This window comes from Caballeronia udeis (assembly GCF_001544555.2).
Classification (GTDB): Bacteria; Pseudomonadota; Gammaproteobacteria; order Burkholderiales; family Burkholderiaceae; genus Caballeronia; species Caballeronia udeis.
Genome location: NZ_FCOK02000065.1, coordinates 21,140 through 39,149, shown reverse-complemented (window position 1 = coordinate 39,149; position 18,010 = coordinate 21,140). Strand labels below are relative to the sequence as shown.

The 18,010-nt window shown below is 56.7% G+C and carries 9 protein-coding genes; 4 read left to right on the top strand and 5 right to left on the bottom strand.

Annotation, left to right across the window (positions count from 1 at the left end):
• Positions 1-71 precede the first annotated feature (71 nt).
• The gene (locus AWB69_RS33370; RefSeq protein ID WP_082913694.1) at positions 72-6,014 is read right to left on the bottom strand and encodes a DUF3320 domain-containing protein; all 5,943 of its coding nucleotides are present in this window, start codon (positions 6,012-6,014) and stop codon (positions 72-74) included.
• A 550-nt stretch (positions 6,015-6,564) separates the two neighbouring features.
• Here AWB69_RS33370 and AWB69_RS33365 point away from each other — a divergent pair.
• Positions 6,565-6,951 carry a hypothetical protein gene (locus tag AWB69_RS33365; RefSeq protein ID WP_062091081.1) on the top strand — a complete coding sequence of 129 codons (387 nt, stop codon included), beginning with the start codon at positions 6,565-6,567 and terminating at the stop codon, positions 6,949-6,951.
• 344 nt (positions 6,952-7,295) lie between these two features.
• Here AWB69_RS33365 and AWB69_RS33355 read toward each other — a convergent pair whose 3' ends face one another.
• Both AWB69_RS33355 and AWB69_RS33350 read right to left on the bottom strand, forming a co-directional pair.
• Positions 7,296-7,568 (bottom strand): hypothetical protein, encoded by a 273-nt coding sequence (locus AWB69_RS33355; protein WP_062091079.1) that lies wholly within the window; start codon positions 7,566-7,568, stop codon positions 7,296-7,298.
• A gap of 157 nt (positions 7,569-7,725) precedes the next feature.
• Positions 7,726-10,908: a hypothetical protein gene (locus AWB69_RS33350; protein ID WP_156529047.1), complete on the bottom strand. Its 3,183-nt coding sequence runs from the start codon at positions 10,906-10,908 to the stop codon at positions 7,726-7,728.
• 1,286 nt (positions 10,909-12,194) lie between these two features.
• Between AWB69_RS33350 and AWB69_RS33345 the strand changes: the two genes are divergently transcribed.
• The 3 genes from AWB69_RS33345 to AWB69_RS33335 are packed head-to-tail and all read left to right on the top strand — an operon-like array spanning position 12,195 to position 16,264.
• Positions 12,195-14,162: a hypothetical protein gene (locus AWB69_RS33345; protein WP_156529046.1), complete on the top strand. Its 1,968-nt coding sequence runs from the start codon at positions 12,195-12,197 to the stop codon at positions 14,160-14,162.
• 5 nt (positions 14,163-14,167) lie between these two features.
• The gene (locus AWB69_RS33340; RefSeq protein ID WP_407923069.1) at positions 14,168-15,379 is read left to right on the top strand and encodes a YaaC family protein; all 1,212 of its coding nucleotides are present in this window, start codon (positions 14,168-14,170) and stop codon (positions 15,377-15,379) included.
• A gap of 27 nt (positions 15,380-15,406) precedes the next feature.
• On the top strand, positions 15,407-16,264 hold the full coding sequence (locus tag AWB69_RS33335; protein ID WP_062091075.1) for a hypothetical protein: 858 nt from the start codon (positions 15,407-15,409) through the stop codon (positions 16,262-16,264).
• Between the two features lie 141 nt (positions 16,265-16,405).
• Here the strand turns inward: AWB69_RS33335 and AWB69_RS49790 are convergent, their stop codons facing one another.
• Positions 16,406-16,987 carry a DUF2442 domain-containing protein gene (locus AWB69_RS49790; RefSeq protein WP_075644038.1) on the bottom strand — a complete coding sequence of 194 codons (582 nt, stop codon included), beginning with the start codon at positions 16,985-16,987 and terminating at the stop codon, positions 16,406-16,408.
• 24 nt (positions 16,988-17,011) lie between these two features.
• Positions 17,012-17,989, bottom strand: a complete 978-nt coding sequence (locus AWB69_RS33325; RefSeq protein WP_231937317.1) for a hypothetical protein — start codon at positions 17,987-17,989, stop codon at positions 17,012-17,014.
• Positions 17,990-18,010 lie beyond the last annotated feature (21 nt).

Sequence of the window (18,010 nt, the reverse complement as noted above, 5' to 3'; positions counted from 1 at the left end):
CGGAGATGAGTTTGTTTTGCGGCAATTCGCGGCTCTCTCGTAGCCGGAAACCCGGGATTGCCGGCGGCTCATTACCGCAAGCGGACCGAACCGTCCTCGACCACCACTACCGTCTGAACCCGTCCATGCGTCAACGCCCGTGAAATCCGCGCCCCAGCCTCGGCAGTAGTCCGAGCCACACCCAGCAGCCGGCAAACCACTTTTGCGAGTCCATCTTCTGAAGTGCCACCTTGCTGCGACAAGATGTACGCTGTCGCATTACCCAGTTCTTCCAGGCTAACCTCGTCAATACCGCGACGCGTTTCCGGGTCGCTTCCGGGCACCCGGATGCCCTCCCAAGTGCTCGGATTAGCATGCTCTGGCCAGTAAAAGGTGACGCCGTTGTCCGTCGTACTGGTTACCTGCCTAGGCACCAATGCACTCAGGTGAGCTTCGATGCGGTTACCGACCCGGGACAGCCCCCAAGCCCGCGTCACGCGCTTAAATACCACCGCCTGTGACACCGGACCTTCTGTTTCGATTACATTGAGGAGCTGACTGGCCAAGGTCGCCATCGAGCTTCCTTCGTAGAAGAGGTCTGGATTACCTTTGTTCAAGCTGGTCAGTTGGTATTCGGACAACTGAGTGGCAGGCGCAATCGACTCGACGACCGATTCGGCCCCGGCATACAAGGCATGCGGCTCTTCTCTATACGCGGCCTCTTCCGACAGTTCAACAACCGGTTCGTCCTCGGTCGGCACCGTCGCTACCAATTCTTCCAGTCGGGCGGCAAGCTTGCGCATCGGCTCCTCCGCATTTAACCACCAGTCCGTGGACCAGATTCGGTACAGCTCCCATCCCAGCCCCTCCAGGACATGCTGGCGGAGTCGGTCACGGTCGCGCGCCGTCGCACCGGAGTGATACGTGGCACCATCGCATTCGACGCCCAGCAGATAGCGGCCCGGCGCACGCGGGTCGACCACACCAATATCAATTCGGTACCCAGACACACCAACCTGCGGGTGGACCGTCCAGCCCTTCTCGCGGAGGGCGGAAATCACTTGTCGCTCGAATGGGCTGTCGGGCTCCCGCCCAGTCGGCATGCTTTGCGCAATCAAGGCGCGTGGACCTCTAATGGCGAACTCCAGATAGTTCTTCAGGTCTCGGACGCCGGCGGCCCGGACGCGCGAGAGGTCAATCTGTTCGGGAAGAAGCGTGCTGAAAATCACGACGCCCACGCGGGCACGCGATACGGCCACGTTGAGACGCCGATGGCCCCCCTCCAGATTCAACGGCCCGAAATTGAGGCTGACCTTGCCCGACGCATCCGGGCCGTAGGTGATGGAGAAGAAGATGATGTCCCGCTCATCACCCTGTACGTTTTCCAGGTTCTTGATGAACAGCGGCTCCTGTGCCGCCTGGGCAATTGTCTGGTCCAATTGCTGAGATACGCGGCGGCGTTCATCCAGCATCCGGTCAATCAGGCTTTGCTGCGCCTGGTTGAAGGTCACTACGCCGAGCGTCAGATGTCGCTTCGCTGAGTCGAGGTAGTGCCGCTCAATCGCCTTGACGATGGCATCGGCTTCTGCTCGATTGGTTCGCGAGCCGCCGCGGTCGTAGACACCCTGTACGCGTTCAAAGCGCACGCTCTGGTCGTCTGTCACCGGCGACGGGAACGTGACCAATTCGTTGTCGTAGTACGTGACGTTGCTGAAGGTAATCAGCCCTTCATGCTTGCTTCGGTAGTGCCAGTTCAACCGCAGTTCAGGCAGGCCGATACTGAGACACTCGTCCAGGATACTCTCGAGGTCCTGGATGTCGTCGCTATCCGCTCCATCTTCCGAATCATCCGAACGAGTGAAGAAGCTGGTGGGCGGTAGTTGCTTCGGGTCGCCGACGCAGACAAGCTGCTTGCCGCGAGCGATGGCGCCGACGGCATCCCACACGGGAATCTGGGAAGCTTCGTCGAAGATGACGACATCAAACTGGGCGTGCGACGCGTCCAGATACTGGGCGACCGACAAAGGTGACATCAGCAGGCATGGCTTCAGTCGGGCCATCAGGCTCGGCAGGTTTTGCACCAACTGCCGAATCGGCATGTGCTTGCGCTGCTTCTGTAATTCGCGCCGCAGCTTCCCCAGTTCAGAATCAGCACCAGGCACGACCTCAGCGCTCGCCGGAATCTGGCCCGCGAGTTTGGCTGCAATATATTGCTGGGTCAGCTTCTGAAAGCGCTCGTCGGCTTCCTTGAACTCTGCAATCTTGCGGTCATGCTCGGCACTCGAGAAGTTGCAGAGCACCGGCTCCCGGTCAATCGCTTTCCGCAGCCACCAGCTCTGGTAGCTGTATTCAAAGAACGTCGCCACACTGGACAACGGCGCCTCGCCAGTCTCCAGTGCATCCACAATGCCCTGTAACCCGCTACTGATTGCATTGGCGCGGGATTTCCGCCACAGGCACCAGGGCTGCATCTGCCGCGAAGCAGATTGCCATCCTTGAAGCAAGCTCAACAGCCGATGAACCACGCCGGCGGCAGTCGGGTCAAGTCCGAGGTCGGCCTGACACTGTCCAAGCTCAATGACCCGGCGGAGTTGAGTCACGGCGTCCCGATAGCAATCGCGGTACGACAACAAACTGGAGCCAAGAGGCATGTCCGCCTTCAGCAGGCTCCGGTTATCGGAAACAAATGGCTGCAGCTTTGCGCGGAGCGCCTGGGCCAACTCGATATCGTTGCCCGCGATTGCCGTTACCGCGTCCGCGAATGACGTCGCCCACCGCTCGACTGACTCGACGGTGTTCCAGTTCGTCTTCGACGCCGCGAACGTTTCATGCAGCAGTTGCGACGCATCGTGAGCCATAGACTCAATGACCCTGTCCTCGGCATTGACGGCGGTCAATGCCGTAATGACGGCCGGAACATCCCCACCTTGTGGGCGACGCTGGTCCTGTCGGTACAGGCGCAATCGTCCGGTAACCGCACGCTGGGCAAACAAGCTCTTCGGCCACCAGGTATTGGTTGCTGCCGCCCACTGGAGTTTCAGCTCGGACGCATTCAGGGTGCTGACGTCGTCCACGTAGCGTTTGCTCAGAGGCTCCCACGCCTGATTGCGCGCTAAGCCGTGCTGCCGGAGGCTGGCAAGACGGCTGCGGGCGGACTCGTCATGCGCCGAACGGGCAACCTCGACCGGAACGGTGGGCGCGGCGGAGAGCACGTCGGCCAGCACATCGAATTTGCCCAGCCCATTCAGGGAAAACGCAACTTTGGGAAGGCCCAGCTGATTCAGCAGGTTCGATGCAGCCTCATCCAGCTTCTTGATTTGGGCTTCAAACGCCGAGACCGTGTCGAGAAACTCTTGCTGCCAGGACGGCATCCATTCGGTCTTGTGGATGACTGCCAGAGGATGGTTCTGCAAACCGGTTAGCTGGCCGGCAAGGGCACCCATCTGGCGGCTGGTCTCACGCAGTGCCTCGAGCTGGGCGCGGTTATGTACATCTGCATCGGCCCACGGCATCGCACCAGGCCGCATTTCCGCATGCTGCAGGCTAGTTCCGATGGCCTCGTAAACGGTCAGGTCATTTGGATAGGTGCGATGCAGCGCACGAGCGACCCCGTTGAGGTCTGTGCGAAGCGTCAGGAGTCGCTCGGACTCTCGCTCCCAGTCCTTCACCGTGCGCGCACCGGCGGCATCAAGTGCAATGCCCAGCTGTTTCAGGACATCCGCTTTCTTTGCCTTGGACGAATGCAGCTCGAGACAAAATGGCCCAAGGCCAAGACTGTTAAGCCGGCGATGCACCACCTCTAGGGCAGCCATCTTCTCCGAGACGAACAACACCGTCTTCCCGGTGGCCAACAGGTGGGCAATCAGGTTCGATATGGTCTGGCTCTTACCTGTTCCAGGGGGACCTTCGATGACAAGGTTCTTACCTTCAGCCGCGACGCAAACAGCACGCAGCTGCGATGAGTCCGACAGCAGCGGCGTGAACAGGTCTTGAGGCCGGAACTTCTCGTCCAAGGTGCTGGGCTCGAAGCCCGTTGCGCTGTCAGCAAACGCTTTGCCGGGGTTGTTAATCAGATGAGCAACAACGCTGCTTTCCTGGAGCTGCTTCTGCCGGTCCTGGAGGTCCTTCCACATCAGGTATTTCGTGAACGAGAAGATACCCAGATGGACCTGCTCCTTGACCTCCCATCCCTTCAGTTCGCCCACATGCAGTCGGAAGGTCTGCAGAATCCGGTTGACGTCGATGCCCCGGTCATCGGTCGGCAAAACGTCGAGCGACGGCAGCTTCAGGCTGAAATCCTGCTGAAGTTTTTGCAGTAGCGTCGGGTTCACGAGTGCGTCGTCATCGTGACGAACCAAGCGGAAGCCACTCCGGACGGACTGGCGGGATAACGTAACGGGGATAAGCAGAATCGGAGCCAGATGGCTGGATTCGGCATCTTTGCTCTCCCGCCATTCCAGCATCCCAAAAGCCAGAAACAGCGTATTGGCGCCGCCTTCCTCCATTCCCGTGCTGGCCGCTCGGAATATCTCGAGAAGCCTGCCTTCCAGAGCTTCCTCCTCGATGTCCGTGACGATTTCGTTCCGGCCAAGCGCGTCGGTCGCCAAGTCATCCATTGCCGCCGTACCGTTTCGGCCGGCGTACACATTGGCATCTCGACCATCCGAGCCTGACATCATCTTCGGCTTCGCACGGACGCGGAATTCGCTTCCATCCGCAAGCCGGTCTTCCAGCGCACCCGGGTCAGGGCAAATGACGCGCAGCGTGGATTTGGCCGGCTTGAAATTCAGGAGTTTGTTTCGGAGCGTCAAGTCGAGCAGCTTGCTCTTCCATTTCGCCAGGCGTCCTTCTGGTGTTTCAGGTGTTACATCGTCACGCAGCGGTATGACGACCGGGTCCAGCGGCGGCAACTGCGGCACGTCCTCGATGACGGGTGTTTCGGCCTTGGCAATCGGGACAGTCTGCTCATCGACCTGCGACGAACGGGATGGGAGGGGGCGAATCTGGACTTCGCGTGCGCGCCGGACATCTACGGCATACGCGAACCCGGCTTCGTCGTTCAGGTGTTCCTCGCCACGAGTGCAGGCCCAGCGAAGGGACGGTTTCTGACCGCCCGCCACGCCGGTGGTCTCGAAGACCATGAACTCGCCGGATTTCACCCGCTTACGAACTGCCTGAACATCGTCCACCAATGCAGTCGGAAAGCTGGTCTCTATCAGCCAAACGCCAACCCAGGCATGGCCTTCCTTGAACAACACAACAGGGTGCAGACCGGCTTGCTCCAGGCAAGACGCGAACAGCATGGCGAGGTCCAGGCAGGTCGCAAGCTTGCCATCCAGGATGCGTTCTGGCGTCCGGATTTTCTGGCCGTCATTTCCGAACGATGCAGGCGGATTGGAGTATTGGATGTCCTCGGCAACTATCGTGCTGTAGATAGCCGATGTCTGCTTCCAGACCTTCTCGCGATTCTTGGACTGATATCCGTCCATGGACAGGTCGGTCGACGTCTGGCGCAGCAACCCGGAGGCTCGAGCGAGAAGTTTGTCCACGACCCGCGAGTTCGGCATGCAAAACGCGGCCAGCAACTCGGGCAACGACCGCGTGCCGGCCCATTGGTCGTAGGCGAGCACATCGATGTTGTGCGTTGCCGTTACAAGTTCCGTTTCCTGAACGCGCAACGATGCCGTGATGACGGCCCGCTCAGATTCGTCGAGTTGACTGAAGTACTGATGGTCGGGACGCAGGTCGACAGGTGCGAGACGGCGGCTTTCGCCGGGCGCCAATGCTTCGAAACGGAAACGTGCGCTCTCGGCAAAGGCCGGCACACATTTGACGAGCAGTTCGACATCAGATAGAGCCGCCTCCCCGTCGTTCGTGACCAGAATTTCACGTATGACCGGAACGTTGTTCTGAATCGCCGCGTACCCTATCGTCAGGTCGGCAATGACCTGAATGCTCGGTACCTTTACATCAGTATCAGCGGCCAACTTCTCAGCGTCGTCTGTGTACCCGTACGTCATAACCCCGTTCCCCATTATTGTCACCAATTCAACCGTAGCCGTTACTGTGGACAACACCGTCCTGGTTGAACCGTGATATTGATTGCGCTACTACCCGTAGTGTTTTGCAGGGCGCGCGTCGGTGCTTTTTCTTATGCGAATTGCATGGAAATCACGCCTTTATGCGGTCCCGATGTTGACTGAAATATACGCTTTTTTGACCGTCATCCTAGGGAACCGGCTGAACCTCTGCATAGCTATTCGCGACTGCGCACCGCGAGTCTCACGGCGCGCAGTCATGGTCAGGCCGGCATCCCCGCGCAGTATGCGCTGCCTTCCGGCTCAGAAGTTCCGCGTTCTTGCGGAAGGTCGTTGACGATTAATCCATTGCTTGTCCTCCCAAGTCCGATGCAACTGTCGATGCTCGTCATGGAGCACGCCGCGGTTTGCCCTCCAGAGGGGCCAGTAACCGGCACATTCTTCCCGTGCTCTGCCACTCCTCCGAATGCTCTAATATTCCTTGAGCGCAATACAAACGTCGTATCCGCCGCCCGCTGACCTTCAACATCAACAGAGAGACCCGCCCATGCCTACGACCAAGATGTGCCTACCTTCGCGCAGACAAGCCATCGAAGCGTTTCTTAGCGTCTACCTTGAGGATGCGCCCCAGTTCCTTTCGACACTGGAACAACAGTTTTTGGCCGCACTCGCGAAAGCGATGCACGCGCTCGCTACGCCCCGTCTTGAAGTTGTACTGTTAGTTTCGAACTGTCGCATTCGCGAGGGGGCGATGGCGACGTACTACAGGGCACAACGCGATGGGGATTTTGAGAAAACGCTAGGCGATGCTATAGCGTCCTGGTTGAAGCTCGCGGTCGCAAGAGAGGAGGCTGTCGGCGAGCCCAGGGTGTCCGCGGTTCCGAAGCCATCGCACGCAACCGTCGCTGTCAACTTCGTGGTGGACCTTTTCTGATGGCATTCGCGAAGTGCGGTGGGGTTACGGGCGTAGCTCGGGTACCATCAGGACAATTCGCTGGCAGTCTTATCGTAAACAAGCACAAGTACTGGCTCGTGGGAGGCTCGTACAACTGGTTCTGGCTGGTCACCCCGAACGGCGAAGAAAAAGGCGCAGTGGGTCCTGATGAGAGCAGCATCGCGGCGTTCATTGATATGTACGCGAAGTAACCGCAAGGTGCCGCGAAACTGGCTCGACCATGAACTTCCGGCTGGCGATAAGACCGGGACGCTCGCGACCCCTAAGCGCATCATGAGTGCCCACGCCATCAAAAACGAACAACGAACCGATGTCTTTCGCGGTTAGTCCCCAAACGGGTTGCCGGTGTCTTTCACTTCGGTATTGAGGTTGTATTCCGCACGCACGGCCTTGAGCACGCCCTCGATGTCGCGCTCGAAGCCGACCGCGTTGCCGAAGTGGGTCATGTTCCAGTTGCAGCCTGTCTTGTCAGCCTCTTGCAACTGCGGCCGCGGCACACGAATCTTCACGCCATCCTCGACGATTTCCTGCAGTCGATGGATTCGCCGGTTGACCTCCTGCTGTAATTGCGAAGCATTGAGCGTCTTGCGTATCATTCAGGTTTCCTTCCGGTTGCTCAAACTAGTCTAGCGCAGGTGAGGCGTTCCGCGACCTGACGCTGAAATGCAATCCGTCCAGAGCGAGCACCCCACAGGACGGGAACACAATTCCGGAGAAAGCCGAAACACCGGAATTTGTATGGAGATGTACTTGTCAGGGCGCTTTCTCCTCCTGAGCATAAACTAGCCGCAACGCGTCTACCGTGCCGATTGCCACTTGCCTCGAGAATTTGAGATGAATGTCTATCAGCGAGTCGCTGTCGGACCGCGCTGTGTACGAAGTGTCGACATACCGACCCTCGGCGTATCTCTGGAAGCTGATTTCGTCAAAGGCTTCACGCGTCAATAGAATCGACTGGCCAGGTTGCAGGAACACTCCATAAACCTCGACATCGTTGAAGTTGCAGATGTAAGCATGCCCTTTGTCGTTCGCATGCCAAACCCGAAGGTCTTGCGGCTTCTGATAACCCAAGCCAATGTATGCATGCTGCCATTCCCATACCCAATCGGGCTTGGTCGGGTTCTCCAGCAAAAGGATTGGATGCAGACCTTGGGCCGTCATGGACTCCGCGAACGATTGGACAGCAGCCCAGTACAACTCGGCATCCGGAACTAACTGAGCGCCCGCATCGCAAGCGCGCAGAACGTCCCACATAATCAACTGCCCTACATTGTTTCGTACAGCGTCGTCCCAAAAATCTGATTCGTTTATTGCGCGTTGGTCCATTTCGACCTTCGTCATCTCTCCCTTGCGAATCTGGCGCACGGTCAAGTTGAAGTCCTCCAACGGAGCATCGCTATCGCGGAAGTTCTGCTCGAATAGTTGCAGAGGAAACGGGCCGGACTGTGTGCTAAAGGCGCTACGCGACGCGAACATCGCAATCTGCTCAAGCCGCTCGGGGTCGACGGCCTCGTCGTGAAGCACTTCGTTTCGCCGGTTCTCCACGGTAGCCTTAATTGCTTCCAGGCTCGTATGCAGATTAGAGCGAGCTAATGGGGCGTCTTGAGGCTTGCCAGTTCGATTCAGCAGTGTGTCGACTACCGGCGCTAATAGTTCAGTTGTGTCACTTAGGCGACGTAGCCAGGCGTCAAGTCGACTCCGAACGATTTCGATGCTCCGGTACTGGCGAGTCATCCAGACATCAATTTGGTTGCTCAGCGACGCCGTCAGTTGCCACGTCTTGTCAGAGAGCACCGCAAGAAGTATCAGCTGTTGTTCCTGAAGTGATTCGAGGTCGTCCGCGCCAAAGGAGGAATAAACGCGCGAGCTAATCATGCCTGGTTGCTGCGTATTCTTTATCCTTTCGACAAAGGTGTCGAGCCGAGAGACATACCCGGTGCGATAATGTCCTCCCGACGCAAACTGCCGGACTTTGGCTGTCAGATATTCTGTCGCCGTCATGTCGCGCAGCGACTCTGATGCCGTACCGCCGGTTCGCCATTGTTTTCCGTTGAGCAACCCGGTAGCAATTTCGATGGCTAGAGACCCGTTGAGGTCCTGCTGGTCGTGTTGGCACGCAAGAGATATCAGTAGCTCGACGGTTACAAGCCGAATATCCGTCCACAGGTTTAGCAGAGCTGCGCGCAATACGCCACGCTGCACTTCAGTCTGACGTATTCCCGTCGGAAATGAGTTCTCATCGGCTAGACCGAAGGAAGCTTCGATTTCTTGCCAATTGGCCTCTAGGTCGTCCACCGTAAAAAAATCTGTCTTTCCGACAAGCACAAAGGGCTGGTGCTCGTATGTGGAGTCTCCCCACCACTTGCCGAGCGCGTCAGCAAACCACTCGGCCGCGGTTTTGTCTCCTCGCATAACCGCTGCGATTAACAGTTTTGAAGTGCCCTGAACGTGTGCCGCTCTCAGCTTTGCTATTTTGTACGCGCTCGTCCACTCGAAAGTGTCAGAGCTTGCCGGCATCTCTGCGACGTCATCTTTTGCGTTCTCCCACCCACCAACGAACGTAGAGATAACATTCTCGTATACGTGGAATAGCGGAGGTATCAGGGTCACCATCTGATGTGCGCCATGCCGACCCGCACCCTGTTCCTCTACCTGCCGGGCCCACCAATCCCCCAGTTGGTACATCAGAAGCAGGGGAAGGTCCAGCATTCCTTCCCGAATCTCAGCGGGAGACTCACGAAGCTCGCGACCACCGAGGTGCCGAACGATATGACACAGGCGACGTACTGGGCTAGCGTCGGTAGCCATGGATTCGATTGCCGCCAAGAACAAGTGGCGATACGTATTGTTCCAGTTCTCGTATAGCGAACGTTGAAAGACGTGCTCGAGGTCTGGCATCAACGCCCAGCTGGTCACGGTGCCATCGCTTGATTCGAACAAGGATGCGCCCAAAAGTAGCCGGTGCAGACCGACAAGTGTTTCGTAAGCTCGCTCGAATTCTTTGACGTTTGGCTTACTTACCGCAGTGCGCGCGTCGAGTTCAAACTCCTCCAGCACGGACGCCACCTGAATTTCGAAGCGTTCTCTCTTGACACTTGTGAAGGAAAACGCCCGACGCAGAAGCGAGCGAAGCACTTCATCGAGGTCGGGTCCCGCTTCGACGAGCGCAAGGGGTAACGTCTCGTGGTAGCGACTGCCGGGCGTCATCGGCACCGATAGTGTGGGCCAAACGGCGCGACGCTGGAATTGCTCCGCCGCAGGACGTGGCCATTTGGACGCGGCGCGAGCCCATAGTGCTATGACAACCACCAGCGGCCACAAACGCACATTAGTCAGTCGAGATTCCGACCGAAGTTCAATCGTTCCTTGCTGCGTTCCTCTTCCTAAAAGGTAGCGCGTCAGGTGAACTCTCGGTCCTTCCGTGCTCTTTTCGTCCAGATAGTCCGGCGTGGAAATCCAGCCTCTGGAATGTGCTTGGGCGAAGACCTGGAACGACCACAGACGTGCGACATCGCGGGGGAGCGCAACGCTGACAACGTGACGCCGCACAACATCAAGTTGAACATCTGCCCGCAGAAACTCCACAGTCCTGTAGAGAAAATGAGCCGTTAGGAGGGCGTTTATAGTAAACCAGATTGCGTCAAGTGCTCCCCAAGGAAGAAGGGAACTTGAACCTTGATGAGGCACCGCGACATACTGGACGCCCATGGCGACCACCAACATTAGTGACGATAGACCGGCGGGCAGTGCACCCGAATTCAGCATGTACAGGTGCATCGCATTGTCGGCGGCCGGTCGCCGCTGCAAGAAGACTGCCACGAACGCAATGACCATGGGAAACGCCAGAGCTGCAATAGTCGCCTGCACCGACCACAGCGTCGTGAAGTAGGTCAGTCGGTCTGAATTCGGCCAGTTTTTCCAGCTTGCAGGATGCATCGAGGCCGGGAGGTAGTGAACCAGTACCCGCAAGACGCAGATTGCAACAGGACCTGATAGGCAGAGCCAAATTGGATGTTCTCCCGCATGTGTTAGCGACCGCATCCACGGGGACAAACCTTGGCTTCTCTGGTAGCGATTGAACGAGCGCCAATCCGCGATATCACTGCGGACTATGCTTCGGACCGACCACGGAGTGTTGCTCAGTGATTTGATAAGCTTGAGAACAAAGGTCACAAGGTCGATAGGAGGACGTGTGGCCGCCACCCACTTCGCCTTAATGCGCTCACGTGTTAACCTGAATGTCTCTTGGACTCGTTCGACTTCATTCCTCATTTGGTCCCCGCTCTTATAGGCGCTATGTTAATAGCGTTGCGCGTTTGCGATTTACGACTGGTAGGCAAGCAGTTCGGCCCGCGCCCGGAGGTCGAGGTTGAGTGGATTCGTCACGCTGCTCACAATCAGAAGTCGAGTTATAGGCCGCCGGTCACGCAGCCAGCCGATGCTCGTAGTATGGCCTTATAGTACGGGCGAGATGGCACAAATTTCACCAAAACCTGAACGGCGCTCGTCGCGCTTGCCCGACATCGAGCGTTGCGGTACCGCAGGTGGGATGCAGACGTCGCCCTGCCGGAAAACACAAACCGGCAAGTCAAGAACGGAGAAAACCCGGCGCCGTGTTTGAGGGATAAAGTATTCTCTTGTCCAAACTGTGAACCTCCTCTGCGAGCTTTATTCGACTTAGATGATATCAACGACGCAGGACATCGCTACAGCGGGAGGCATTGCCGAAGCGGCGGCTCTCCTTGGAACGGGACCCTGGAAAGACGAGACGATTCGGTCGGCTTTGCTCGGGATTCGCGCTCCAATCTCCGAAGATTTCGCGTGGTTCTCGACCGAAATCGAAGCTTCGCTGAAGTCGCACAATTCGAGGCGCGCGGAAGATTTGTTGTGTTTGGCACTTCAACTCGCACAGAAAGCGTTTATCGAGAAAATCAAAGCAAGAGGACACCTCCGAATAAGCAGGTATCGATATGAAGGTGAGGTGCTGCGCCGAGCACTAACGGCAGTTATAAGTCGAATCGGCATCCATGTGACCGCCGACACCTCGGATTACCTTCAATCGGTCATTGCCATTACTGCGCTTTCGAGAGATGCGATGCGCGTAAGAAGCCGTCTGGAGGCTACGCTTTGCAAACGGAAGTCGGTCGCACTCAAAAGTGCGTACGCCGAGTTGGACTTGATGTTTCAAATGTCTGAGATGAACGGACGAGACCCTACTTCGGTTGAGCACAGTATTGAGAGAACTTGGCGAGGGGTTATCGTTGCTCACCCATTTGTATTTCGATACGGTGAAGGTCGAGCCGCACGGCTTTGGCCTCGTGGACGAGCCCGGTCTAGCATCGGGGAAATACCGAAGAATGCTCGAAGACTCAATGATGCTAAGGCAGGTTGGTGAGGCGGAAACGCTCGTTGACGCGTATGGGTACCGCGCAACCTCGCAGAACGGACAGGTTATCGTTCGCGCGAGTGAGGAGCTTTTGGAGCGGAGCATTCGCTACGGCTACATCCAGTTTCAAAGTGCTAGCACTCTGATATCACATCAAAGCAACCAACTCCACGCTGGGCTTCACACTTGCGAAGAAGTGATAGAAGCCATTCTTTCGCGCAGTGACCGCCGCTGGCTTCGGCTCCTCACGCATCCAATTCCTCGTTACGCTCTCGCGCTACCAGGGACGCCTTCGGCGCCTGCTCAATTTCGCAAGATACCATTCCGGCAGGATGCGGTGCAGGTGAATGTGGCGGCCTATGACCTGTTTTGCCAACCGGACGAACTTCTTGCGTTGAGGCTCAAGAACGGGTTGCCAGTCGAGGAAGCGAGGCAAGCACAACGCTATGTTGATTTTGTACGAAAACTGTTCTGGCGAGAGCTGCGGGACTTGCACTCTTTGGAAGAGCCGATTGCGATGCGAAGTCGAATCCCGGTCTTCAAGAAGGATGAGCTCAAGACCTTTTTCTCTACGTGCGTTCTTCCTGAATACATAGACACGGTCATCGACTCCCTATCCCATTCGCGACATAGCCGGGGCTTCTTTGACATTCAGTATCGGCCGATTTTGGAAGTGGACGGCCGCTATGTGGTTCCGATGAACATACTGGGTTTCTCGAACGTATTTCGCAATCTCCTTCAAAGTACCGAGTCAAGAATCGCCTGGCCAAATGATAGGGACCCGGTTCAAGTCGCACTGGGAGAAGCCCTCGCGGAAGCGGGGTTTCGCACCAAGGTCGCATTCCAGACAAAGCATGATGGTCGTCAGTTGGACATCGATGTAATGGCCATAAAAGGAGACACGCTCTATCTCTTCGAATGCAAGAATCCATTGCATCCAGCAGGTGTTCACGAACTTCGAAGGTCCTTAAATTATGCGCAAGAGGCAGCGGTTCAACTGGACCGGGCGGTTGCTGCATTTAAAGATACGCAAAAGGGAACTCAGCTGTTTCAGAGATTAGGATGGAAATGTCCGCAGAAGCTACGTATCCGAACCTGCGTGATGATGGGAAATCGCATGTTCAACGGTTGGACCGTCGGTGGCCATGCCGTTCGTTCGGTGCGCGAAGCCGTGAGGATGCTGGAAAGCGGGACCGTGGGAGTATCTGGGCGGGACTACAGGACCCTACAATTGCTTCGTCCCGCGAAGGCAGACCTCGACCGATTTCTCTCGGAGGACTCTTTCGCCGTGCAGTCGTTGAGGTTGATGGAACCTGTCCAACGTGGTTACGCGATTGGTCAATCGTCATTGACATTCCAGACGTTCGCACTGGACTTGGTCAAGCTTGCGTTCGCCGTAGATTCGTCGTTGCCTAGGGTCGGCCTCCGAACCCCACCCTTGCGCCGCTTTCGGCGCGCGAAGCCTGGTAGATTGCGAAGCCAAACGTCGCGGAGCAAAGTGCATCTGCAATACTTCAAAGCGGATGAGCTAGCCACCTGGCTCGCCCGTCCCGTAAAGAATGTTAAGGCGGATGCACGCCGTCGACATCCGCGCGTGCCGCCAGTGGCCGGTCATCGTCGACAACGACCGATGCAATGGAGTCGCTCGGATGTGAGAAACTGGTTCGGGATTGAATCGGAAGCCGAATTTCAGCTTAGGATGATTCGCGAAGTCAAGGCCGCTAAGGGCAAAAATAGCAGGCAGCCGGCCGCACCGCATCTCTATGACGGCGACGTTCCTCAGCACCGCGAGAAGCGGTCTTGAGTGACGTGTCAGCCCTCGAATGGCGGCCAGCGTTCGCCAAGACCAAACTGGAGACGCCTTCGATGAAGGCAGAGCATATTTTTGCGGACAACCTGTCCGAAGTTATCTGGCTACGCGTTAAGCGGCTGACCAGCCATCAACTGTGCGAGAAGGTCATTCTTCGCCGGTCGCCGGCGATGCCAGAAGGCGCCCTGGCCGAAAAGGCGGCGGGCATGGCGTGGGCCGTACGGTCAGCGGTCGGCTACTGGGAAACCAAATCGGGTGGATTAAACGCTCGTGTGCTTTCTCGCTACTATGCGTTGCTGCAAGTCTCGATAGCCGAGCAAATTGCTGCTGGCGACGAGACAAGCACACTGCCGTCAATACAGCGACATACAGAGCAGGGGCATGGCCTGTTCACGATAGCTGCTGATACAGAAGGATTTCCCGCGAACTACCTCATCGGCTGCATGAAGTCAGGGCACTTTGCTGCCTACAGCAAGACGCGAAAGCTGCCCGTCGACGGATTTGCGTTCGACCGCAGGCTACGTAAAGTGCCGACTGACGCGGAGCGGGCGCGTCTGGTTTCGCTCGCTGACCTTCTACGTCGAGTTCCGGAATTGCAAAGCGTAGCTCAGGAATACTTCGGCACGTACCCGCTATCGTTTCACGTAGGGAAGCGGCACGACTCGGAGCTGGAACACCAGCTCGACCAGATTGGTTCATCAACGATTGGCAGCCTGTACGATGCCAAGACGTTGACACCAGCGCTGAACACAACGTCTTCCATTGCGATATGTCCTGTCGGCTACAAAATTACCGCTCAACAGGCAAATGCGCTTGACCTACCAATCAAGCGTTTTGAAGACAGGGAAGACCCGTTCACTGGGCAGGTACTTCCAACGGGGGAACTTGAACACCCAGCGAACGAACACTGGCACCAGCATCTCACATTGCATAAGTCCGGCTATTGCGGTTCCAGCGTCGTGGTCCCTTTCTGGGGAACCGACGACGTTTTTACTCTGCACTTCGTGATTCTGTACGCATTCTCGATAGTGACTCGATATTTGCCTAGCCTATGGCATGAAATCGAGGACGGAACGCTGGACCACCTTCGTTCTTTGCTTGAGCACTACCTGGTCATCGTGGACAACGTGCTGCCGAAGATTGCGCTTGAGCGAATGACTGGCGATACTGTGTACGCCGTACAAGCTGGGTCAATCTTTGGTCCGACCTAGGCCCGGCTCTATCCCTCCAAAACTTATATGCGCGCACAGCCGTTCAATAATTTGGAACAGGAGGCGATTGTCCTCCTTGCCGTGTGGGACATGCTGGCAGGGATGGTGAACTATGGGTTCTTCCAAAAACTGGAGCGAAGCGTCGACGTCACGTTGATGTTCTCCAACTCGAACGACCGAAGACTTTTCAATATCTTGCTAGGAGACTTTCTTTCGCAGCCAAACGAGCGCGGCGGCAAAGAGAGTTTTCTCAGTTTGAAGCAGCCACCGAATGGTGCCCGCGCTACCGACTACACCTACCTGTTCTATCTCCGGCAGATATGCGATGCCCCGCTCCTAGGCAAAAAAGTCGACTGCATCAAGAGGCCTCTTGACGCTCTGTCCACGTGGCTCGAAGAAGACTGCTTCGTCGAGGATGTGTGGTTCGGGTCGATTGGTGTCAAAGCCAACATTCGTATTCCTCGAATCCGCTATATCAAAATTTGCGGAGACATAGCCAAGCATAATTTCTCCCGGTTGCAATCCAACGTCGACAAGATAGTCCAGACGCTTCGTAGATGTGGGGTAAGCATTGATGCGGAGGCCGGGTTCCGCGCACTCCCCGATTTCTATGAATGGTTCCACGATGATATTTTTATTTACCATTCCAGCCACATAGCGCAGATGCTGAACGACCTTCTATGGGGGATACATCAGTACTTACAGCCCGAATTCCACCGGTCCTATGAACGTGAACCTGACGGCGTCCTATATCGCTACATCTACCCAGAGGGGTGCGAGCATCAGTTCGCGCGCTCTATGTACTGGGGGCTGATGAACAACATCCGCCAAGGGCCATATTTGCCGCTGTTCACCGTGTCCTCATCGCTGAAGAACCACTATTGAGCGACTGGCTACCCGCGCTCGCCCGTTTATGCGTGTTGCGCAATTGGTTTTTGCCGTGCGGACTGGGCGGCTACAGTCGCTGGTTCTCGCCTGACATTTCCAGCATGCACATGCACATCTGGGCCCTCGTGCGGCCAAGTGTTACCACCCAAGCAGGACCCGCAGCCGTTCCATAAGCCAATCCGTCTCAACACCGCTTGTCCATCGCTTGCCTTCAATGGCTCGTCGCATTCGTCGTAGCGTCGTACCGTGTGAGTTCTCGGGAAACTTCTCTTGGTCTTTCAGTGTCTTGGAAACGAGCTGCCGCGCTAGGTCCTCGCATAAGTCCCATCTTTGATATAGTTCCGGCCCTGTTAGTCCGACAACAAACCTTCCAGCGATTTTCCGCACCGCTAGTTTTGGCTGTGTCCCGGACAGTGACGCGGGCATCGTGTCTCGCGGAAAGTCATCAGGTATCTGAGAGCTCAACTTTTCTTCAAGTAAAAGCTGCTCGACGTCGAACATGAGCGCGCCAATGCAGATTTCTTCGTCCAACTGGTCCCAACGCAAGCGCGCGCCGGACGCGCAAACGTGGGCTTGATGACGCTGCTCGGGCGTCGCTGCTAGCAATCGAGGAAACCATCGCCATGGAATCCGAAATTCTCGACCGTCTTTCAGCACGAGGATGAAGTCGCGCTTATTTACGTCTACCGAGATTGCTGTTGGCTCGTCCGGACTTGTCATTCGTTGACCCTCCTCGTTTGTCGACTAGAGGTGCTTGCAAAGGTAGCCAACGATGCGCTTGGCGATTTCGATGAAGCTTTCATGCTCATCGCGGGGCAACGTTTCTGAATGCAGCCGAGTGCCAACTGCAGCGGCAATGCGGATTAGAATCCGCTCACCGTCGACGTGAATTTGCACGCAAGCTTCCCGTATAGGCGTCGAGTCCCCCGCCGCCTGACGCGCGACGAAGAGGGAAAATATCCTGACGTCGGGATACGGCCCGAGTGGCCACTGATAACCGTGCAAGTGAAGTGCATTCGAGGCGCGCTCCCATAGAGGCCTCCTCGGGTCCACGTCGGCCGCAGCTGTGTAAAGCGGCTCGACGTCCGCCTGTTCCACTTCATGCTCGCCATCGAAAATTTTGACGACAGTGCGCGACCACTGCGCGGCCCAAGCCGTGGCCATTTGACTCACTGTTTTGAACCCGTCCATGGTCTTCAGAACGTCGAGAGGACTACGGTCGCCAAGACGTTCACGCCGTGAAGTGAGAAAGTCCAGCCGTGCGTCCGACGGCGCTGTCGCAATTACCCGGCAAATTTCGTATACGCTCCTTCGCTGATTTGCCGGAACTGCTAGGGAGGCGGCGAAATACTCCACGCCGTCTACTTCAATCGTAAAAACGCTGTCGTCCGCCAGGAGCACGGAAAGCCGTCGCGCTGTCAGGTTGCCGCGCCTGCGAAATTCCGCTTCTGAAATCAAGTCGCCATTCACAATCATCTCGCGCCGAGAAGTCAAGGCTTGCTGCCAAAGGTCCTCGCGCAGAATTTCTTCGCTAACGTCTTCGCCAGCTTCAAGGTAGGCTTCGATAACGATGTGCTCGATACGCGCGATAACCTCATCTGGCAAGTGTCCAACCTTGACGCGGTCCGTCACCGCTAGCCTGAAGTTGTTCGCGGTGATTTTGCGGACGAGGGATGATGCTACAAATTGTGGGAGGTCGTATTCGACGTCGATGCGTCGCATGGCGATGTCCCAACCGCTGTT

Excerpts from the sequence above, each read along its gene's own strand:
- AWB69_RS33335 (WP_062091075.1), top strand. The coding sequence starts at position 15,407 with ATGCGCGCACAGCCGTTCAATAATTTGGAACAGGAGGCGATTGTCCTC.
- AWB69_RS33325 (WP_231937317.1), bottom strand. The coding sequence starts at position 17,989 with ATGCGACGCATCGACGTCGAATACGACCTCCCACAATTTGTAGCATCA.
- AWB69_RS49790 (WP_075644038.1), bottom strand. The coding sequence starts at position 16,987 with ATGACAAGTCCGGACGAGCCAACAGCAATCTCGGTAGACGTAAATAAG.
- AWB69_RS33365 (WP_062091081.1), top strand. The coding sequence starts at position 6,565 with ATGCCTACGACCAAGATGTGCCTACCTTCGCGCAGACAAGCCATCGAA.
- AWB69_RS33370 (WP_082913694.1), bottom strand. The coding sequence starts at position 6,014 with ATGGGGAACGGGGTTATGACGTACGGGTACACAGACGACGCTGAGAAG.
- AWB69_RS33355 (WP_062091079.1), bottom strand. The coding sequence starts at position 7,568 with ATGATACGCAAGACGCTCAATGCTTCGCAATTACAGCAGGAGGTCAAC.
- AWB69_RS33350 (WP_156529047.1), bottom strand. The coding sequence starts at position 10,908 with ATGCATCCTGCAAGCTGGAAAAACTGGCCGAATTCAGACCGACTGACC.